General features: G+C 49.4%; 19 protein-coding genes. 15 read left to right on the top strand and 4 right to left on the bottom strand.

The genetic code is table 11. From position 1 onward, the window contains the following. The first annotated feature begins 5 nt into the window (after positions 1-5). Together HZB75_03540 and HZB75_03535 are read left to right on the top strand one after the other, a co-directional pair. Positions 6-1025 carry a glycosyltransferase family 4 protein gene (locus HZB75_03540; GenBank protein ID QQG50580.1) on the top strand — a complete coding sequence of 340 codons (1020 nt, stop codon included), beginning with the start codon at positions 6-8 and terminating at the stop codon, positions 1023-1025. Positions 1026-1037: 12 nt separating this feature from the next. Beyond that, a complete protein-coding gene (locus HZB75_03535; protein ID QQG50579.1) occupies positions 1038-2333 on the top strand; it encodes a glycosyltransferase in 1296 nt (431 codons plus the stop codon). Between the two features lie 61 nt (positions 2334-2394). Here the strand turns inward: HZB75_03535 and HZB75_03530 are convergent, their stop codons facing one another. The 3 genes from HZB75_03530 to HZB75_03520 form a co-directional block, all read right to left on the bottom strand. Continuing rightward, positions 2395-2853: a hypothetical protein gene (locus HZB75_03530; GenBank protein QQG50578.1), complete on the bottom strand. Its 459-nt coding sequence runs from the start codon at positions 2851-2853 to the stop codon at positions 2395-2397. A gap of 134 nt (positions 2854-2987) precedes the next feature. Then, a complete protein-coding gene (locus HZB75_03525) occupies positions 2988-3407 on the bottom strand; it encodes a hypothetical protein (GenBank protein QQG50577.1) in 420 nt (139 codons plus the stop codon). Between the two features lie 113 nt (positions 3408-3520). Next, complete coding sequence (locus HZB75_03520) at positions 3521-4285, bottom strand: hypothetical protein (protein QQG50576.1); 765 nt, start codon at positions 4283-4285, stop codon at positions 3521-3523. 99 nt (positions 4286-4384) lie between these two features. On the opposite strand from HZB75_03520, the gene HZB75_03515 reads away from it, so the two are divergent. Beyond that, complete coding sequence (locus HZB75_03515) at positions 4385-6034, top strand: ABC-F family ATP-binding cassette domain-containing protein (protein ID QQG50575.1); 1650 nt, start codon at positions 4385-4387, stop codon at positions 6032-6034. 108 nt (positions 6035-6142) lie between these two features. On the opposite strand, the gene HZB75_03510 is transcribed toward HZB75_03515, so the two are convergent. Next, a complete protein-coding gene (locus tag HZB75_03510) occupies positions 6143-6445 on the bottom strand; it encodes an NrdH-redoxin (protein ID QQG50574.1) in 303 nt (100 codons plus the stop codon). A gap of 86 nt (positions 6446-6531) precedes the next feature. Between HZB75_03510 and HZB75_03505 the strand changes: the two genes are divergently transcribed. The 12 genes from HZB75_03505 to HZB75_03450 all read left to right on the top strand — a co-directional run bounded on the left by HZB75_03505 (position 6532) and on the right by HZB75_03450 (position 18838). After that, positions 6532-8724, top strand: coding sequence for a ricin-type beta-trefoil lectin domain protein (locus HZB75_03505; protein ID QQG50573.1), 2193 nt, complete (start codon positions 6532-6534; stop codon positions 8722-8724). A gap of 235 nt (positions 8725-8959) precedes the next feature. Beyond that, positions 8960-9214, top strand: coding sequence for an AtpZ/AtpI family protein (locus HZB75_03500; protein QQG50572.1), 255 nt, complete (start codon positions 8960-8962; stop codon positions 9212-9214). Positions 9215-9309: 95 nt separating this feature from the next. Beyond that, on the top strand, positions 9310-10053 hold the full coding sequence (locus HZB75_03495) for a F0F1 ATP synthase subunit A (GenBank protein ID QQG51366.1): 744 nt from the start codon (positions 9310-9312) through the stop codon (positions 10051-10053). A gap of 39 nt (positions 10054-10092) precedes the next feature. Continuing rightward, positions 10093-10305 carry a H(+)-transporting ATPase gene (locus tag HZB75_03490; GenBank protein QQG50571.1) on the top strand — a complete coding sequence of 71 codons (213 nt, stop codon included), beginning with the start codon at positions 10093-10095 and terminating at the stop codon, positions 10303-10305. A gap of 14 nt (positions 10306-10319) precedes the next feature. Then, positions 10320-10865, top strand: coding sequence for a F0F1 ATP synthase subunit B (gene atpF, locus HZB75_03485; protein QQG50570.1), 546 nt, complete (start codon positions 10320-10322; stop codon positions 10863-10865). Between the two features lie 4 nt (positions 10866-10869). Continuing rightward, complete coding sequence (locus HZB75_03480; protein QQG50569.1) at positions 10870-11253, top strand: F0F1 ATP synthase subunit delta; 384 nt, start codon at positions 10870-10872, stop codon at positions 11251-11253. Between the two features lie 15 nt (positions 11254-11268). Continuing rightward, positions 11269-12795, top strand: coding sequence for a F0F1 ATP synthase subunit alpha (locus HZB75_03475; GenBank protein QQG50568.1), 1527 nt, complete (start codon positions 11269-11271; stop codon positions 12793-12795). A 3-nt stretch (positions 12796-12798) separates the two neighbouring features. Next, positions 12799-13668 carry an ATP synthase F1 subunit gamma gene (gene atpG, locus HZB75_03470; protein ID QQG50567.1) on the top strand — a complete coding sequence of 290 codons (870 nt, stop codon included), beginning with the start codon at positions 12799-12801 and terminating at the stop codon, positions 13666-13668. Between the two features lie 11 nt (positions 13669-13679). Next, a complete protein-coding gene (locus HZB75_03465) occupies positions 13680-15059 on the top strand; it encodes a F0F1 ATP synthase subunit beta (GenBank protein ID QQG51365.1) in 1380 nt (459 codons plus the stop codon). 133 nt (positions 15060-15192) lie between these two features. Then, entirely contained in the window at positions 15193-15519 is a 327-nt protein-coding gene (locus tag HZB75_03460) for a hypothetical protein (GenBank protein ID QQG50566.1), read from the top strand. Positions 15520-15639: 120 nt separating this feature from the next. Further along, a complete protein-coding gene (atpC, locus tag HZB75_03455) occupies positions 15640-16065 on the top strand; it encodes an ATP synthase F1 subunit epsilon (protein QQG50565.1) in 426 nt (141 codons plus the stop codon). A 220-nt stretch (positions 16066-16285) separates the two neighbouring features. Continuing rightward, the gene (locus tag HZB75_03450; GenBank protein ID QQG50564.1) at positions 16286-18838 is read left to right on the top strand and encodes a DUF2309 domain-containing protein; all 2553 of its coding nucleotides are present in this window, start codon (positions 16286-16288) and stop codon (positions 18836-18838) included. Positions 18839-18841: the final 3 nt, after the last annotated feature.

The following is an 18841-nucleotide window of genomic DNA, read 5'->3' as shown; positions in this document are numbered from 1 at the left end:
AGCATATGAAAACAATTCGCATTAATATGGTCTCGGAAAGTGACATTACTGTCCAGGGTCACGGTGTTCACACTGCCTATGTAGAGATGGCCGAGGCATTAGAGAAACGTAAAGATACAAAAGTAATTCGCGGCGCTTTCGGCAAGATTGTTGATTGTGATATCGTTCACGCGCACACGTTCGGTCCACGAACATGGCGAAAACTTATGCATAAGGGTCCTGCAAAGGTGATTTCGGCGCATGTTGTGCCAGATTCGTTGATTGGGTCAATTGTTCTTGCAAAATACTGGATGCCGCTTATGCGACGCTACATGCGCTGGTACTATAACCGTGCCGATAAGGTGTTGGCTGTTTCGGGAACGGTTGCCAAGGTACTGCACGACGACCTGCGTGTTCCAAAAGACAAAATCGAAGTGTTTTACAACACCATTGATATGAGTCGCTATTCGTTCACGGCTGCAGATAAAAAAGCCGCACGAACTCGCCTTGATATCTCGCCAGATGTTTTTATGGTGCTTGGTAATGGCCAGGTGCAGCCACGCAAACGGCTTGATATTTTTGTAAAAATGGCAAAAGAATTGCCAGATGTTGAATTTGTTTGGGTGGGCGGCATTCCGTTTAAAAAACTAGGTGCCGATTACGCGAAAATGCAAAACCTTATGGATAATGTGCCGCCAAACCTTACGATTACCGGTGTTATTCCTCACGAAAAAGTAAGCGATTACCTTGCTGCCGCAGATGTCTTTTGTTTACCTGCCGAGCAAGAAAACCACCCAATGTGCGTGCTTGAGGCGGCTGGTGCCAACCTCCCAATCATTCTGCGCGATATCCCGGAATACAACGATACATTCGCAAACGACGCCATACGTTGTAGTGACGACGACTTTACCGCTGCAGTGGTTAAGCTGCGCGACAGTAAAACTGCGTATGCTGAGCAAAAAAAGAAAACGAAGGCAATCGCAGCTCGTTTTGACAGTAGTGCGGCCGCGGAACGTCTCGTCAAACTGTATCGGCAGCTGGTATAATAGAAAACAATTATGCGTATAGGCCTTTTTACAGACACGTATCGACCCTCGATAAACGGTATCGTTTTCGTGGTCGAATCATTAAAAAAACATCTTGAAGAACAAGGACACGAGGTATTTATTTTTTGTCCGGGCAGTTCGATTCGCCCCAGCCAGCAATCGGTGCGGCTCGACGAAGACGAATATGTGATTCGCTTTCCAAGTATTAAGGGCGCGTTTTACGACGATTACGACACGAGCCTGTTCTTCCCTCCGTATGTTCTTTCAAAAATAAAAGATCTTGATCTCGATGTCATTCATATCTTTACACCGGGTCAGGTGGGTATGATGGGAACCTACGCTGCGTTCAAAACGAACACGCCAATCGTTGCTCAGCATTGTACCGATCTTCGCCAATATGTCGAACATTACCGTGACGGATTACTCCTCCCTGGCCTTCTGCTGCTTATTTCGTTGCTGCCATTTGTGGTAAAGGTAGATGGTAAGGATGTCCGCGAAATTATGAAGCTCTACCGTCCGCGTCGTGGCCGTGTTCAGTGGAATATCGATATTGTCGAGCACGCTATTACGCTTATTTACAGCAAGTGTGACGCAGTCATTGCCCTAAGCCGCAAAAGCAAAAACCAACTCGAAAGCTGGCAAGAAAAAGACGATTACAAATACGAAGTGACGCTTATGCCAAACGGCGTCGATCGCCTTCGCCCACCCACCGAGGCGCAGTTAAAGGAGTTCCGCGAGAAATGGGGTATCGATCCGAAAGACGAAGTTTTTGGGTTTGTTGGGCGTCTTGGTGCCGAGAAAAATCTGGACATGCTTATTCCTACACTAGAACTTGTGGCTGAAAAGCGACCAAGGGCGCGCATGCTGTTTATCGGCGACTTCGATCATAAAGAGGTGCTAGAAGAAGCGGCTGCAAAATCAAAATATCCGGACCGTTTTACGTTTACTGGCGCAATCCAGCGCGAAAACCTTGGCGTCGGATACGCGGCTATGGATGTGTTTGTATTCCCTTCTCTTACGGATACGCAGGGCTGGGCGGTTCACGAAGCGGCGCTTGCCGGCCTTCCGATGGTGCTTGTTGATACCGAGGTCTCAGAGGTGCTAGAGTCTGGTGTTAATGGTGCATATGCTGAAAATACACCAGAGGCGCTGGCTGCGATTGTGGCAGATTTATTGGCGCACCCTAAAAAACGCGTCGAATACGGCGAAGCAAGCCAGAGATTAGCGCGTCGCTTTACCGAAAAGCGTCAGGTGGGCAAACTTTCAAAGCTCTACGAAGAAGTCATTACCGAATATCATAAAAAATAGCTATGAAAAGTGCGCCGTGACCCGCGGGCACTTTTCATGAACAGGCTTGTTCTGAGAAGCGTCATCTTGAGGTCAGGGCGCGCCGGTAGGTTGTGCCTCTGGGAAGCGCTGTGCGCATCCGCTGGAGGTCTTGCCATTGTTCAGGTGTCATTACCCAGTACTCCGTAACGTGACGCTGAACGGCTCGCTGTGGCGACGTGACTTCTGCCGCCACCATCCGGCCAGAATTGATTTCATTCCGAATGATGGCGGTCAGCAGGTCCTTAGTCGTCTTGCGAGCGCTTTGCGAGTGAAACGGGAGGAGCGCCGTAAGTACGGCAATATCCTCTAGGTCGAGCTGCTCCGGAAATCGGGTCGTTCCTCGCAGCGCCGTTTCCGTGATGCGGAATGCTAACGAGGCTGCAATTTGCTGCTTCGGCCCGGCGACATGGATGCCGTGTGTCCGGGTTCTGAGGAGCAGATTGATGCCGGCGATGATGGCGGCAGTCTGCTGCTGTGCAGATGGCTCGACTCGTAACATGATATTCACCCCCTGGTGATGACATGGACAAGAACAGTAGAAGAATACAATAAAAATGATAAATTAGCAATGAGTTGCAGAAATGAAAGGTGCGCCAAGTTTCGGCGCACCTTTCATTTTCAGGTGATCGAAGCTCAGCGCACGTGATCTTTGTGGAGCAGGTTGTGACGCGGGATTGTTCCCTCTCCTGGTATGCACAGTCCACGACCGTCAGGAACGAGAATAATCTCACCCGAGCGTAACCGTGGCGCGAGAGCTTTTGCGAGCGTTCTTGCCGAGCGTTCGAGCTCTTGTCGCGTGCCCATCGGAAGTCGTTCGAGGAACGCGACGCACTGCCGCGTAAGCTGCGATTCCTTCATGACGGGCAGAAGCCGGTTGTGTTTGCGCAGTAAGAGCAGGCTGATTGCCAGCTCGTATGCGACGTGTCGGGCCGAGGCGAAAACGGCGACCTTGCCGTGTTCGCGCTGAATCAGCTCGACAATCTGGGCGGCGATTTGCTGCTGCTGACTCTTGTTGAGTAGCGGTCGTCGCCCGAAAAGCAAACCAGATAGCACGCACTCTCCTTCGGTAGATCCTGATAAATATAATACCATATAATCAATAATTAAACAAATGAAAAGTGCGCCGAGCTCCGGCGCACTCCTCATGGAAGTGCTGCGCGTGGAACTCAGCGCAGGTTTTGCCGCGTCGCGATGACGTGGACGGGGATCTCTCCTCCTCTGGGGATGAGGAGAGAGGTGTAGTTGTACGCCACCACCAGCGTTCCGGCACCGATCTGCTGTGCGATGGTGTTGCGGAGGATGGCGGTGGACTTGCGGGTGTTGCGCGCGTTGTCGAACGGAAGGTCGTCGAGGAACGCGACGGCCTCGGTGGTGAGGTTCGCGGGCCGCATGATGCTGGTCAGTTCGTCGCGAAGGTAGAACGCGACCAGCTGCTCGGCCAGTGCCTGCGGAACGTCCGTCTCGCGTGCGAACACGGCGACGGTCTTTCCACGGGTGGCGATCAGGTCGGTCAGGGCGTGGTTGAAGCGCTGTGCGATCTCCTTGATCTCCTCATCGTCGTCGATGAGGCCCTGGGACAGCTCGATGTTGAGTCGCGCCGTCTCCGCGATCTTGTTCAGGAACGAGCGTGCATCGGCGATAGCACTTTCGAGTTCGCGGTCACTTCCCTGGGTGGGGAGCGCTCGCAGACCCTCGGTGCGGGCGTTCTCGGCGATGATGACGCATGCGTCCTGGACCGTGTTGATGTGCGTCTGACGCAGTTGCTGGTCGATCAGTGCGAGGTCGTGCTCGGCCTCCTCCAGCTGACGCTGGGCGGTGGCAAGGTCCTCGCGCGGGTCGACGTTGTCCGGGCGGCGACGTGCCGCTCGGACGATCAGGCAGATCAGCCCAACCGCAAGGATGGAAAGAACGAGAATCTTGAGCGTGTCCACGAGAAGACATCTCCTTCGTAGGTGAGCAGTGCGATTTCTTAGTATAAATTATAGCATATATTCTATAAAATGTCCAGGTTGTGCTATACTGCTACAGATATGATCGCCGATATAACAGTGACGGAAAAAAGTTTTGGCCCCAAGGTTTTAATGCATGGGATTCGTTTTAGTATCGACGACGGTGAAAAGGTTGGTGTTGTTGGGCGTAATGGTGTTGGCAAGTCTACCCTCTTTAGCCTTCTTGCGGGTACCGACAAAGATTTTACCGGTGACATTATTTACCGACGCGGAACAGTGGTCGTGGCAACTGCTCAGGAGCATCACGATATGGGCGATACTACAGTGTTGCAATATATTCTTTCTGGACTACCGGAATACACGGGGTTGAGCCACATTATCGAGACCTACCCCGAAACTATGGGCGACGACATGCAAAAGATTAACGAATACACCGATGCGCTGATGCGTTTCGATGACAAGGGCTTTTATCAGATCGAAGAGCAAATCGAGCGCGAGCTGAATAATTTTCAGCTGCCAGATGTCGCGCATAGGCCGTTTAGTTCCCTTTCGGGTGGGCAGAAGCGCCTTGTCGAAGTGGTAAAAATCATGCATTCCGATGCACACTTGGCGCTTGTCGACGAACCGACGAACCATATGGACTACGTGGCAAAAGCGCAGTTTATCGACTGGATGCGTGATGCGCGCGAGGCTATGCTAGTGATTACTCACGACCGCGACGTCCTCAACGAAGTTGACCGTATTATCGAGTTAAAAGACGGTGAAAGTGTCAGCTATAAGGGAAACTACGACGCGTACTTAAAGCAAAATGCTGTCAGCACCGGCTCGCAAATGAACGAATTTGAGATGATCGAAAAGCGTATTGCCAATCTTAAGGTTAAAGTGCTTGACTATCAGCGCCTCAAGGAAAAGTCGCGCAACCCAGGTACGATCCAAAAGTTCAAACGTCTAGAAGAAGTTTCTCGCAAGGAGTTGGCCGAACTTCAGGCAAAAGAAAAGCCGACATTTTGGATCGATAAAGAATCTGCGGCAAATCTTAACTACAAGGTAGCTAACCAGTACGATAAGTTCAAGGCAAAAAATATCCGCATGAATCTTAAAAGCGAAGAATCGCGCAGCAAGCATGTGCTTGTGAACGTTAAGGATTTGTCGCTTGGATATGGTGACGCACCACTATTTAAGGGTATTAATATCGACCTTCGTGAGGGCGAGGCGCTGGAAATTCGTGGGCGAAACGGTGCGGGTAAAACAACGCTTATCAAGGCGCTGCTTGCGGCACCTACAGAAAACGGCATTGTTAAATTTTCTGGCGATATCACGCTCGATAAAAACATCCGTATTGGTGTTTACGAGCAAGAAGTTCGCCCTACTTACTTTGCCCTGACGCTTCAAGATGCAATCGAGAAAATGTACCTCGACCGCGGGTTGTCTATTAGTACATCAAAAATCAGAAGTCTGTTAAGCGACTATTTGTTTACCGAGGGTGATGGTCATGTTCCCCTTTCGAAACTAAGCGGGGGCCAGAAAGCGCGTTTTCAGGTGATTTCGATGTTGGCAGATGATCCCCAGCTTCTTATTCTTGACGAACCAACAAACCACCTCGACCTTCCAAGTATTGAAGAACTTGAGACGGCGCTTACTAAGTACTCGGGGGCGATTGTATTCGTAAGTCACGATGGCTACTTTAGGGATGCTATTGGCGGCGATGTTGTGCAAATTGGTGCTAAATAACTATACGCACATTGTGTGTTAAAATGAGTCCATACGACCGCGTTATACCCGCGACGTCACAAAAAAGACAGTACGTCGTTGTACTGTCTTTTTTAATTTTTCTAAAAACTACGCTGCTGGTACGAGGTTTTTCTCTTTTAGTACGCTGTCGATTTTGTGGCGGTCGAACCCTAGGATCATTGTGCCTGCGATGTCGGTAACGGGAACGCCCTGGTAGGCGCCGCCATTCTTTTGCATTAATTCCTCGTAGGCTTCTTTGTCCTCTTCGACGTCTTTTTCTATGTACGCAACGCCAAGTTTTGAAAGATATTGTTTTTCAGTTTTGCAAAACGCGCACCAGGTAGTGCTATAGATAATAACCTTGGCGTCGTCGGCTGGCGTGTTGGTTGTTGCTTGTGTTTCGTCGTTCATGGGACTCCCTCATCCTTTACTATATACTGTATAGTATACACGAAATAGATTGATTATGTAATGCTTATGCTCTATAAATAGAGTAAATGATTCGTTTATCAGGCAGTAAAAACGGTTTTGCGCTTCCGACTATTCTTATTGCGTCGGTTATCATGCTGACAGTTCTTGTTTCTGCCGTCAGTGCCACTTCTAGTATACGCTCTGCGCTTGATAGTCAATATTATACACAACTTGCCCGCGAAGCTGCCGAATCGGGCCTGGCGCGCGCAAATGGCTGCCTGCGTAACAACGCTTATGTGCCGGAATGGTCGGCAAGCAACCTCTACCCTAATACGACATGTAGCGGTGGTACTCCCTGCACCAACGCTGCGAGCTGTTTTGTCATGCAATATCCTACGAGCCAGCCAACCGTGAGAGCGACATTTACTGTCGAGCCGCCCGAGGACATGGAGGTTTCGCAGCTGGTGCGCTCTACGGGTAAGGTTGAATTGCTTCGAAAATCGAACGGCGAAGTGTGGCGTACATTCACCTACTCTGCCAGTGCGCGTATCGGTGTCGACCTAAGCCTTAATACCATTGCGTTTAGTTATGCCGGTGGGTACGGTGCGTCGTTTGCAACAATTGCCGCCGACGGAAAAGTGCGAGCAGTCGGCTATAACGGTTGGGGGCAGCTTGGTAACGGCACGTACTCGGATAGTCTGACGCCGACTGTTTACGAGCTGAATGAATCGGAACGTGCGGTCGCGGCGTTTACGAACTTTGTTTCGGGTGGCTACAATATGTTTGTCTTAACTCATACGGGAAAGATCTTTGGAACGGGATACAACGGCTACGGTATGCTTGGAGACGGCTCGACCTCTTATAGAACAATTCCATCTCAGGTTGTGTTGCCAATCGGTGAAGAAGGAAAAGTTGTTAGCCCGGCGGGCTTTGTTACCTACTTTGTTACCGAAAGCGGCAACGTTTATGCGGCAGGGCTTTGTGACAATGGCCGCCTTGGTACGAACTATACTATTAGCGGCTGTTCAAACGCCTCGACGCCTGCGCGCGTGGCACTGCCAACAGTAACGGGTGATCAAAATACGGTCCCATCGACAAATATCGCAAGCGACTACCAAGGCGCAGTGCTGCGAATGGCCGGCGGACGTGTTTACTCGTGGGGCGGTAATTCTCATGGGCAGTTCGCAAACGGCACTACAACCGATTCCTCCACTCCTGTTCAGTTTAGTACTTACGGAAACTCGGGCCAGCCGAAGGCTATCCAGATAGCGTTCGACGGTATTACGACCCATGTTCTGGATAACACGGGCGTTGTAAAGTCGGCTGGTGCTAACTTTAACGGGCAACTTGGTGGTGTCGATATTACCATTAGTAACGACGGGTCGGGTAAATGTATCGACAACCCAAGCGGTAACGGAACGGGCATCCAGGTGTATACCTGTAATGATACTGCTCCGCAGCGCTTTACTTTCCGTACTGATCTGAGTATCTATAACTCTAATACAAATACGTGTCTTGATAATAACGGTGGTGACGGTGTAACTCTTCAATTGTATACATGCAACGGTACGGCGGCGCAGCGGTTTGAATTCAACAACGACAAAACGATTCGCAATCCGCAAACCGGTAAATGTCTCAATAACCCAAGCGCCGCAACCTTGCAGCTGGCGACGTGTACGACATCATCTACTATGAAGTTCTCCCTTCCTGATGTCAGGGCGCGCACAGTGCAGTGGAACATTCCTTCTTCGGCGGGAACGATTACGAAGGTGGCGACAGACCAGTGGTTTACATCTGTGCTTACAAGTAACGGCGAGGTGTGGAGTTCGGGAAACAACAACATCGGGCAACTTGGCAATGGCACGACCGATCTTTATCAGCCCTACCCTGTAAAATTCATATTGCCCTCTGGCGTGACGGCGACAGATGTCTATGTAACGGCGTATGGTACGGCAACGAATACCGACTACAATAACGTTTTTGTAACGGGAAGCGACGGCAAAGTATATGGTGCAGGCGCCAATAGCTTTGGTCAGCTTGGCGATGGTACAACGACCGCACGCTCCACCCCTGTTGCTATGCAGGCGATAAATGGATCAACAGTTAAGGCAAAAGATGTCGTGAGCGGCTATGGGACTACGGTCGTTCTAACAGAAGACGGAAAAGTCTATACGGTCGGCAATAACGGCAACGGTCAGCTTGGCGATGGTACAACCACAAACAGCTCTACTCCAAAAGCAAACCGCTACACGAACGTTCTGCCGGTTACTTCGTTCTAGTTTGGCGGGTTAAGTGCCAGCCGCGACATTGGTCGCAGTGATAGATCGACAGTTCTAAACTAAGATGCTGTAGCATTTGTATCTCTGCGACGTGCTTTGCCTCGCTTTCGGTGGCGTACCGCCGCTTATCAAGGCAGCTGTTGGCTACCTGAACAAAAGGACGGTGCTGGGGTGAGTTATTTCGTCGTGGCATCTCTATACAAATACTTTCTCTGCTGTTATAGTGTATACGTACATGGGCACATCACCAAATAGCGGAGATGACAAAAATGTACCGCCGGATTCCTCGACGGTTATTTTATTGCTACTTACGATGGCTGACACGACTTGGCGGCTATTTATCCCAACGATCGGTTTACTGATTGCGGGACTGCTGCTTGACAAGCAAATGCACACGGCGCCCTGGTTTATGATAGCGGGCACGGTAATCGGTGGAACAATTGCAGTCCTTCTAGTGCGCTCACAAATGAAAAAGGTAGGAAAAAGATGATTCAATTAACACAATTCGCATCCGAAAACTCTCCCCATGTCTCTCTTGCGGCAGATCATATTTTTAGTGTTTGGGGTATTCCTATCACCAATTCTATTCTTATGGGAGTTATGGGATACGCGCTTCTTATCTGGATGTTCGTTTATACGGCCTATGTCGTTAAGAACAACAAAAAGCGAAATACGTTTGTAAAACTTATCGTATGGGCCTACGAAGGGCTATATAACACCGTACTTCAGGTGGTTGGCGACAAAGAGATCGCGAAAAAGTTCGCACCTCTTCCTATCGCCATGTTCTTTTTCGTTATCGTGCAGTACTACCTGGGCATCCTTCCCTTCGTTGGTCCTATCACTATCGATGGCGTCCCTCTCTTCCGTGGATTCGCCGCCGATCTCAACACGACATTTGGTCTTGCTATTCTTATGCTTGTTACGGCGCAGATTTACGCAATTAAGGTTCATGGCTTTTTTGGTAATGCCGGTCGCTATCTTCGCAATCCATTTAAAGATCCTGCTGGCGCGTTCGAGGGAATTCTTGAGATTTTTGCAGAGTTTTCGCGAACAATCGCGCTTAGTATGCGTCTTTTCGGTAACGTGTTTGCCGGCGAGGTTCTATTGGTAATGGTTGCGTTTCTTACAGATTACTTCTCTGTTGCCGCACTTCCTCCGTTCTATATATTCGAGCTGTTTATTGGTGGCATTCAGGCGTACATTTTCTTCATGCTGACGACCGTTTTTGTATCGCTCGGTCTTATGTCCCACGGCCCGCACGAAAGTGCAGATTCACACGCTCATTCCTCTTCTGCTAATGCCCAGGCACCTGCCCCGGCTAGGGAATGATATAATTTAAGGTAATAAATAAAAGGAGAAAATAATATTATGGAACAACTCGCATTTGGTTTGACTTACGCTATCCCTGCTGCTTTTGCTGCACTTGGTGCTGGTCTTGTTGGTAGCGCTGCGGTAAACGCACTTGGCCGCAACCCAGAAAAAGTCAACGAAATCCGAACCATGATGATCTTGGGTATCTCGTTCATCGACGCCCTTGCTATCATCGGTATCATCGTTGCTATTATCGCGAAGTTTATCTAGGAATATAATCCCAGATGAATACGATACTAACAATTATGGCATCGAGCGAAGCTGCAGCCGAAGAGAGCAATCTGTTCACCGCGCTTGGTATCGACTGGAAACTGCTGATTCTTCAGACGGTCGCTTTCTTGATTTTGCTATGGTTCTTGTCGAAGTTCGTCTTTCCGCCGCTGACACGTATGCTCGAAAAGCGTGATGCTGATATTGAGGCTGGCGTTCAAGCGGCTCAAGCTGCCGAAAAGAAAGCAGATGCCGCTAAGACCGAAGTTGAAAAGCTTCTAAAAGAAGCTCGCCGTGAAGCCAGCGAAATCGTTTCGACTGCCAAAGAAGAAGCCGCTGCTGCCGTGAGTCTTGCTGACACGAAAGCAAAAGAACGCGCCGAACGAACGATTGCCGACGCTAAAGATCAAATCGATAAAGAAGTTTTAAGCGCTCGTAAAGCACTGCACAACGAAACGATCGAACTTGTTGCTCAGGCAACCGAAAAAGTTGTTGGTAAAGCGGTTTCGTCTCAGGTAGATGAAAAAGTGATCGCCGCAGCAGTTCGGGAGGCGAAGTAATTTAATGGCCGCACGTTTGTCCCGCCGAAAAATTGCCGCGCATGTTGCGGATAGCCTGGTAAGTGGCAAAAAGCCTGGCGATGTTATGCGCACGGTTGCCGCGTACCTTGTTGATACGAGACGAACACGCGAGCTAGAGTTACTTGTCCGCGATATCGAAACCGCCCTTTCAGAACGTGGTGTTACGGTAGCCGATGTCGCAAGCGCGCATCCACTATCCGCTACGCTAAAGACCGAGGTTGCCAAGATGATCGGCGGAAAATCAGTCCAACTACGCGAAACGATCGACCCAACCCTTCTTGGCGGAATTCGGATAGATATTCCAGGTAAGCGTTTCGATGGAACGGTGCGACGAAAACTAACTGCCCTACGGGCGAAACAACTGTAAGGAAAAAGAGGAATTATGGCTGATATAGCAGTAACAGAATTGTCAAAGGATCTCCGCGACGCAATCGCGGCTCTTGACACGTCCGAAAACCTCGAAAGCGTTGGAATTGTCACCCGAATTGGTGACGGTGTTGCATGGGTTCATGGCCTTCGCAGTGCTGGATTCTCTGAAATGCTCGAGATCGAGACGAAAAACGGAACAGTTGAGGCGTTTGCCCTCAACCTTATGGAAGACGAAATTGGTGCGGTACTTTTAGGTAGCGATGCCGATGTTTCTGCTGGAAACACGGTTCGTTTAAAGGGTACGCAGCTTGAGGTTCCGGTTGGCCCTGAACTTCTTGGCCGTATCGTTGACCCACTCGGTCGCCCTCTTGATGGTGGACCGGCTATCAAAACGAAGCTCACTGGTCTTGTCGAGCGCGAAGCGGTCGGTGTTCTTGGCCGAAAGCACGTGCACGAGCCACTTATGACCGGTATCATGGCAATCGACGCTATGTTCCCTGTTGGTCGTGGCCAGCGAGAGCTTATCATCGGTGACCGCCAAACTGGTAAAACAGCAATTGCGATTGACACCATGATTAACCAGGCAAAGCAAAAAACTGGTGTGGTAAACGTGTATGTTGCTATTGGTCAAAAGCTTTCGAAGATCGCTCGTCTTGTTGATCGTCTCAAGCAAGAGGGCGTTATGGATCAAACGATTATCGTTGCGACTGGTCCTAGCGATCCTGCGTCTATGCTGTATCTTGCGCCATATGCCGCTACCGCTATGGGCGAATACTTCCGCGACAACAAACAGCACGCGCTTATGATCTACGACGACCTTACTAAGCACGCTGTTGCCTACCGACAGATGTCATTGCTTCTTCGTCGCCCACCAGGACGCGAAGCCTACCCGGGTGACGTTTTCTATCTTCACTCTCGTCTTCTTGAACGATCAGCTAAGCTTTCCGATGATCTTGGCGCCGGTAGTCTTACTGCCTTGCCTATTATCGAAACGCAAGCTGGTGATATCTCGGCATATATTCCAACTAACGTGATTTCTATCACCGATGGTCAGATCTTTATGGAGACCGACCTCTTTTACCAGGGTATCCGACCAGCTATTTCGGCAGGTCTTTCGGTTTCTCGTGTGGGTGGTGACGCTCAAACCAAAGCGGTTAAGAGCGTTAGTGGGCACCTAAAGCTGGGCCTTAGCCAGTTCCGCGAGCTTGCAAGCTTTGCGCAGTTTGGTAGCGACCTCGATGCCGAGACGAAATCTCAGATCGACCGCGGTATGCGCCTTACCGAGCTTTTGAAACAGCCACAATACCAGCCAATGAGTATTTGGGAACAAGTTGCGAGCCTTACGGCAGCAAACGGCGGCTTCTTTGATAACGTTCCGGTCGCGAAGATCAAAGATGCGCAGGCTGCGCTTTTGACTCGCCTATGGACCGATCACAAAGACGTTATGCGCGATATCAACAAGGGTGATAAGCCAACCGAAGACACGATAAAACTTTTGCAAAAAACCGCCAAGGCTGTCGCCAAAGGGTTTGAGGAGTAAAACGTGGCTTCAACACAACAACTAAAATCGCGAATCCGCTCGGTTAAAAATACCAAGCAGATTACAAAAGCGATGCAGATGGTCGCGGCGAGCAAAATGCGCCGCGCTCAAGAGGCCGACAAGGCTGCTGCACCGTATACGCGCGCTGCTAGCGAGTTGTTGACGTTTCTAGCAAGCCAGGGCGTCACCGACGATCACCCATTGTTTGCAAAGCGTGAGGTAAAAAAGCGCCTTTTGGTTGTGATTGCCGCCGATAAAGGGTTGGTAGGAGCCTACAACAGTAACGTATTTAAGGCCTACCTGCGTGAGCTTCGCGACGACGATAAAAAAGGCATCGCCAACGCCACTATTACTGTAGGGCGTAAGGTTTCGCAGTTTGCCGCCCGCCTTAAGGATACGTCGATTATCGGTGTTTACGAGCACCTTCCCGATCGTCCAGACGGCAGTGAATTGCGCTCGGTGCTTGATACGGCGCGTGACCAGTTTATCTCGGGCGACGTCGATGCAGTGGATATCGTTTATACCGAATTTGTCAGTAGCATTAACCAAAAAGCTACAGTAAAGCGAATCTTGCCTGCTGGTTTTGACGAAACAGAAGTAACCGATGCTGTCCGCGACGCATTGTACGAGCCGAATATCCAAGAAGTGCTCGACGGTGTCGCTTACCGGCTTGTCGAGGCACAGCTGTTCCAAGCGCTACTCGATGCAAAAGCCAGCGAATACAGTATGCAGATGATTGCCATGAAAAACGCAACCGACAACGCATCAGATCTAGTAGACGATTTGACCCTTGCCATGAACAAAGTTCGCCAAGGTGCGATTACCCAAGAATTAGCAGAAATATCAGGCGGCGTGGAAGCCCTTAGTGAATAAAGGAGAATATGATGAGTAAAGAACAAACCGTTCTAGGCCGCGTTACCCAGGTTGTGGGTGTGGTTGTGGACGTAGAATTTGATAACAACCTTCCGGGCATGTACGAAGCCCTAGAGATTGAGCTTGGTGGCAAAACCATTACGCTCGAAACCGCGCAGCACCTAGACGAACGCACCGTTCGTGCTATCTCTATGTCGTCGACCGACGGCCTAAAGCGCGGCGACGCAGTAAAAGCCACTGGCGGCGCAATTAGTGTACCTGTTGGCGAGCAGACCCAGGGTCGAATGTTCAACGTTGTTGGTGATGTAATCGACGGCGGCAAGGCTGTTACGGGCAAGCGCGCGTCTATCCACCGTGAACCACCTGCTCTTGCCGAGCAGTCAAACAAAACCGAAATCCTTGAAACCGGTATTAAAGTTATCGACCTTATCGCTCCTCTTACCAAGGGTGGTAAAGCTGGTCTGTTTGCCGGTGCTGGTGTTGGTAAAACCGTGCTTATTCAAGAACTTATCAACAATATCGCTAAATTCCACAGTGGTAACTCGGTATTTGCTGGTGTTGGTGAGCGTACTCGTGAAGGTAACGACCTTTACTACGAAATGGAAGAAGCCGGCGTGCTTGGCAAAACAAGCCTCGTATTCGGCCAGATGAACGAGCCGCCTGGAGCACGTCTTCGCGTTGCGCTTGCTGGTCTTGCTATGGCCGAGAGCTTCCGTGACGATGGAAAAGACGTCCTTCTTTTCATTGACAACATCTACCGCTACACCCAGGCCGGTGCCGAAGTTTCAGCACTGCTTGGCCGTTTGCCATCTGCCGTTGGATACCAGCCTAACCTTCAGCAAGAAATGGGTGCATTGCAAGAGCGAATCACCTCTACGAAAAAGGGCTCGATTACCTCTGTACAGGCCGTTTACGTGCCAGCCGACGACCTTACCGACCCAGCGCCTGCAACGACCTTTGCTCACCTCGACGCAACGATCGTTATGAACCGTGCGCTGACCGAAATTGGTATCTACCCTGCCGTTGATGTCCTCGATAGTAGCTCGAACAGCCTCGACCCAGAAGTTGTGGGCGAAGAGCACTACAAGGTAGCGCGCGAGGTACAGCGTGTACTTCAGCAGTACAAAGAATTGCAGGATATTATTGCGATCCTTGGTATGGAGGAGCTTTCCGACGACCAGAAACAAATCGTTGGTCGCGCTCGCCGCTTGCAGCGATTCTTTGCTCAGCCGTTCTATGTTGCCGAGCAGTTTACGGGTAACCCAGGCGTCTACATCAAGCTAGAAGACACTATTCGCGATGCGAAAGACATCCTTGCTGGCAAGTACGACGATAAGCCTGAAAGCTGGTTCTACATGGCTGCCGGAAGTCTTAGCGAAAAGAAAGACTAGTCAGTTTTCTACTAAAACAACCCGCCTATGCAGGCGGGTTGTTTTTAGATTATTGCTTTTTACAGTAATTTATGATATAATTATGGTGAACAATCGTTCAACCGATAGATAGTTCCCGCAACCTGGAGGCACAATGCCCAGCGACTCGCGACCGCGACGTCCCAACCCCTACGACCCGCCCGTGTTTCAGGAGGAGCCCACGAAGCAGCCCAAGGGCAACTTCGTTCCACTGCTCATCGGCATTCCGGTCACCTTGCTGGTGCTCTGGATCTGCTGGTGGGGTGGTCTGGTTCCGCTCACGGTGCAGATGTACTTCATGTTCGGCGCGCCGATCCTGACCATCGCCTGGGTGGTTCGACGTTTCCGAGGCAAGCACTTCTCGCTCCTCTGGTTCGTCGTTCTGCTCATCTCGGTGGTCGGGTCGGTCCTCTTCTGGACATACTTCATGTCCACGAAGTGAGCGAACGGGCGGAGGCAGGTCGCTACGCGACCTCGTCTCCGCCCACGCTGGGGACTATCTATCACTTCCCCATATCACCTCTCGCCATGTGCGAGTTTTTTTGCTACTATAGGAGTTGATATGAATTTAGAACTTATTACTCTTCTTGGCAAAAAAGTTGACCAAGAAGTATACGAAGTCATGATTCCGACTGCTGCTGGTGAAATTGCAGTATTCCCTGATCATGAGCCACTTGTTACTATCGCTGTTCCTGGCGCCATTGCCGTTCGCTATAAAAAGGGCGATCCAGACTCTCAGCTAGATTTCTTTGCGATTAGTGGCGGAGTTGTTGAAGTTTCGCAAAAGCGCGTTCGTGTTCTTGTAGATGAGGCTGATCACGGTGAAGATATTATTGAATCTGAAAGCCGTGCAGCACTCGAACGTGCAATGGAAATGCGTGAGAACGCTAAAGACCAAGTCGAGCTCGAGAAAGCGCATCAGCTTGTTGATCGCCACTCGGTACGACTTAAAGTTGCCGATCTTCGCCGCCGTCACCGCCGATCGTAACAGATGACCGACGTAGCTTTGCTTTGTGAATAACACATATAGCGTAAGGCTCTAGCAGTAGGGTTACATATATTGTGTGTTTACAAAATCGCGAATAGGAGTAGAATAAGGCAGTAGCAAAGACTGCAAATCTTGTTGATTATCAGTAGACGCCTCTGCGTTGGTTTTGTCACGAGTTAAATTCAAAAGAATACAGCATTGACTGGATGCAAGTTTAATTATGTTTGAAAAAAATAATCATCATTTCGACGAGTCACATCTTCTCCATACACTAAAACATTATCTTCCTACCCAAGGGCCGTTAAAAGATTTTGTTCATCACAATACGCTACATGCGTTTCAAGACATGAAATTCTACGATGCAATTTATAAGGCATCTGCAATTTTTGGGTATCAAACCACTCTTACGCTTACCGAGTATAGAGACCTTTATGCAATTAGGCGGATCACGCCAAAGACGCTAGCCAGAGTTATACGAGAGCGTAAGGGCGACGCTGCTTTTGATACATGGCATGAGCGAGCTTTGTATAAGGAATACGACTGGACACGTCAACCCCGCATAGGAAGGCTTCGCGAGGAGTGGAGACAGCGATACTTTATCGATATGGATAATGCCGTGCAGCCGCTTCTTTTTCGTATTATTTGTAGCTATATCGATCAAGGTATCGCTATTTCGCCCTTTCCGTTCGAAGATAAAGGCCTTTTAAACGCTCTAAGGGATCTAGAGCGTCATAGCTTAATAAGTTTTTTCAAAACAAAAAAAGCACGCGATCTTTTATATGACAAATCATGCACTATAACAAAGCTTCTCGAGATGCTGGTTGGCGACAAATCATATTTTGAACAGTATATCTATGATCAGCAGTTTGCGCACCGAGGCTGGTCTGGTATCGTATCGACGCTCGAAGATAAGCCAGAATCGCTTTTGTATTCAAAAAAGATATCTCTTGAAGACATGATAATTCTCGAGCTTCTACTCGAGATTGATACACTGACCGAACGGCTAGCAGATACCTGGATGCCGCTAGGCAGTGGAATAACACAGCCACCAGTAGATATGTTCGCCGATGAACCATCTACGGAGTTAGAAGAAGTTATTAAGATATGGCAGGACGCTTTTGAGTGGAGTTATTACGACACGGTGCTTTCAGGAGTGTTGCTGACACTCCCTGCTCAGTCTATAAAAAATGAAGATATGGCGCCAAAGAGCTTTCAGTCGATCTTTTGTATTGATGACCGAGAGTATTCGTTACGTACGTATGTCGAGAGCTTAGATGATCAAACCGAGACATTCGGTGCTCCTGGCTTTTTTGGCGTGGAGTTCTATTTTCACCCAGCTGGCGCAAAGTTCTACGATAAGCTTTGCCCCGCTCCGGTTACTCCAAAATATCTTATTAAAGAGATTCCAAAAGACGGCAAGCACGCACACGAAAAAGAGATCATGTACAGTAAGCACTCTCACAAACTGGTGCGAGGCCTGTTTTTCTCGTACTTGTTAGGAATTCCGGCAATGGGCAAACTGATCGCTAACCTTATAAACCCTGCTATGAGTCCTGCTATTGCTGATGCATCTGCGCATATGGATCCGAATGCTGACCTGACAATCCTTCATACCGGAGAAAAGGATCACGAAAAAGGCCTGCAGGTAGGATTTACTGTGCAAGAGATGGCGGATCGTGTTGAAAAAACGCTTCGATGCATCGGCTTTACTAAGAATTTTTCTTCGATTGTGTATGTTATAGGCCACGGCTCGAGCAGCGCTAACAATCCTCATCATGGCGCGCATGATTGTGGTGCGTGTAGTGGAAGGCCTGGTATGGTTAATGCGCGAGTTTTTGCGTATATGGCAAACTATGCGCCTGTACGAGAGGTACTTAAGACGCGCGGGCTAGACATTCCCCATTCTACGCAGTTCCTGAGTGCCTTGCACGATACGGCGTCTGACGAAATCCAGTTTTACGACGCAGATATCCTGAGCGAGGAAAATAAAGAGCGACACAGTAAGAATGCGCGCTTATTTGAAGAAGCGCTCGACCTTGATGCGAAGGAACGTTCGCGCCGATTTATGTCTATTAGCACCAAGCAGCACATAAAAAAGATTAGAAAAGACATTAAAAAACGATCTGTGTCTTACTTTGAACCGCGTCCAGAGCTTGGTCATGGGACGAATGCGCTATGTATTGTGGGGCGACGAAGTCTTACGAAACGTCTGTTTCTTGATCGAAGGGCCTTCTTGAACTCTTACGACTATACGACCGATCCTGATGGCACACTACTCCTAAATGTTCTTTCTCCCCTTGGTGTTGTTTGTGGTGGCATTAACTTGGAGTATTACTTTTCGCGAACGGATAACTACAAACTTGGTGCGGGCACAAAGCTGCCTCACAATGTTATGGGGCTTGTCGGTGTGGCAAACAGTAGCGATGGCGATCTTCGTTCCGGGCTTCCGCTACAGATGGTTGAGGTCCACGACCCCGTACGTCTACTCATGGTAGTGGAGCATCACCCTGCGGTCATTAAGAAAGTGATACAGTCAAACCCAGCGTTGTACGAGTGGTTTGCAAACGAATGGATTCATCTGGTTGCGTTGGATCCAGACAAAAAAACGTTGCATGTTCTGAAAGACGATAAATTTGTGCCATATGATCCCCTAACAAAGAGTATTCCGACTATGCGCAGCCTTTCACATACAATTGAATCTGCAAAGAAAATGAAAACGAACCACATTTTGGATGCCACGGAAGAGAATTTGCCCGTGCATATAATAAAGTAAGGA

This window comes from Candidatus Saccharibacteria bacterium (assembly GCA_016432585.1).
Taxonomy (GTDB): Bacteria; Patescibacteriota; Saccharimonadia; order Saccharimonadales; family Saccharimonadaceae.
Note: the sequence above shows the minus strand (reverse complement) of the source record. Positions and strands in the feature narration are given on the sequence as shown.

Bases quoted from the DNA above. Each gene is read 5' to 3' on its own strand.
- HZB75_03540 (QQG50580.1), top strand. From the start codon at position 6: ATGAAAACAATTCGCATTAATATGGTCTCGGAAAGTGACATTACTGTC.
- HZB75_03535 (QQG50579.1), top strand. From the start codon at position 1,038: ATGCGTATAGGCCTTTTTACAGACACGTATCGACCCTCGATAAACGGT.
- HZB75_03530 (QQG50578.1), bottom strand. From the start codon at position 2,853: ATGTTACGAGTCGAGCCATCTGCACAGCAGCAGACTGCCGCCATCATC.
- HZB75_03515 (QQG50575.1), top strand. From the start codon at position 4,385: ATGATCGCCGATATAACAGTGACGGAAAAAAGTTTTGGCCCCAAGGTT.
- HZB75_03510 (QQG50574.1), bottom strand. From the start codon at position 6,445: ATGAACGACGAAACACAAGCAACAACCAACACGCCAGCCGACGACGCC.
- HZB75_03505 (QQG50573.1), top strand. From the start codon at position 6,532: ATGATTCGTTTATCAGGCAGTAAAAACGGTTTTGCGCTTCCGACTATT.
- HZB75_03500 (QQG50572.1), top strand. From the start codon at position 8,960: ATGGGCACATCACCAAATAGCGGAGATGACAAAAATGTACCGCCGGAT.
- HZB75_03490 (QQG50571.1), top strand. From the start codon at position 10,093: ATGGAACAACTCGCATTTGGTTTGACTTACGCTATCCCTGCTGCTTTT.
- atpF (QQG50570.1), top strand. From the start codon at position 10,320: ATGAATACGATACTAACAATTATGGCATCGAGCGAAGCTGCAGCCGAA.
- HZB75_03480 (QQG50569.1), top strand. From the start codon at position 10,870: ATGGCCGCACGTTTGTCCCGCCGAAAAATTGCCGCGCATGTTGCGGAT.
- HZB75_03475 (QQG50568.1), top strand. From the start codon at position 11,269: ATGGCTGATATAGCAGTAACAGAATTGTCAAAGGATCTCCGCGACGCA.
- HZB75_03465 (QQG51365.1), top strand. From the start codon at position 13,680: ATGAGTAAAGAACAAACCGTTCTAGGCCGCGTTACCCAGGTTGTGGGT.
- HZB75_03460 (QQG50566.1), top strand. From the start codon at position 15,193: ATGCCCAGCGACTCGCGACCGCGACGTCCCAACCCCTACGACCCGCCC.
- atpC (QQG50565.1), top strand. From the start codon at position 15,640: ATGAATTTAGAACTTATTACTCTTCTTGGCAAAAAAGTTGACCAAGAA.
- HZB75_03450 (QQG50564.1), top strand. From the start codon at position 16,286: ATGTTTGAAAAAAATAATCATCATTTCGACGAGTCACATCTTCTCCAT.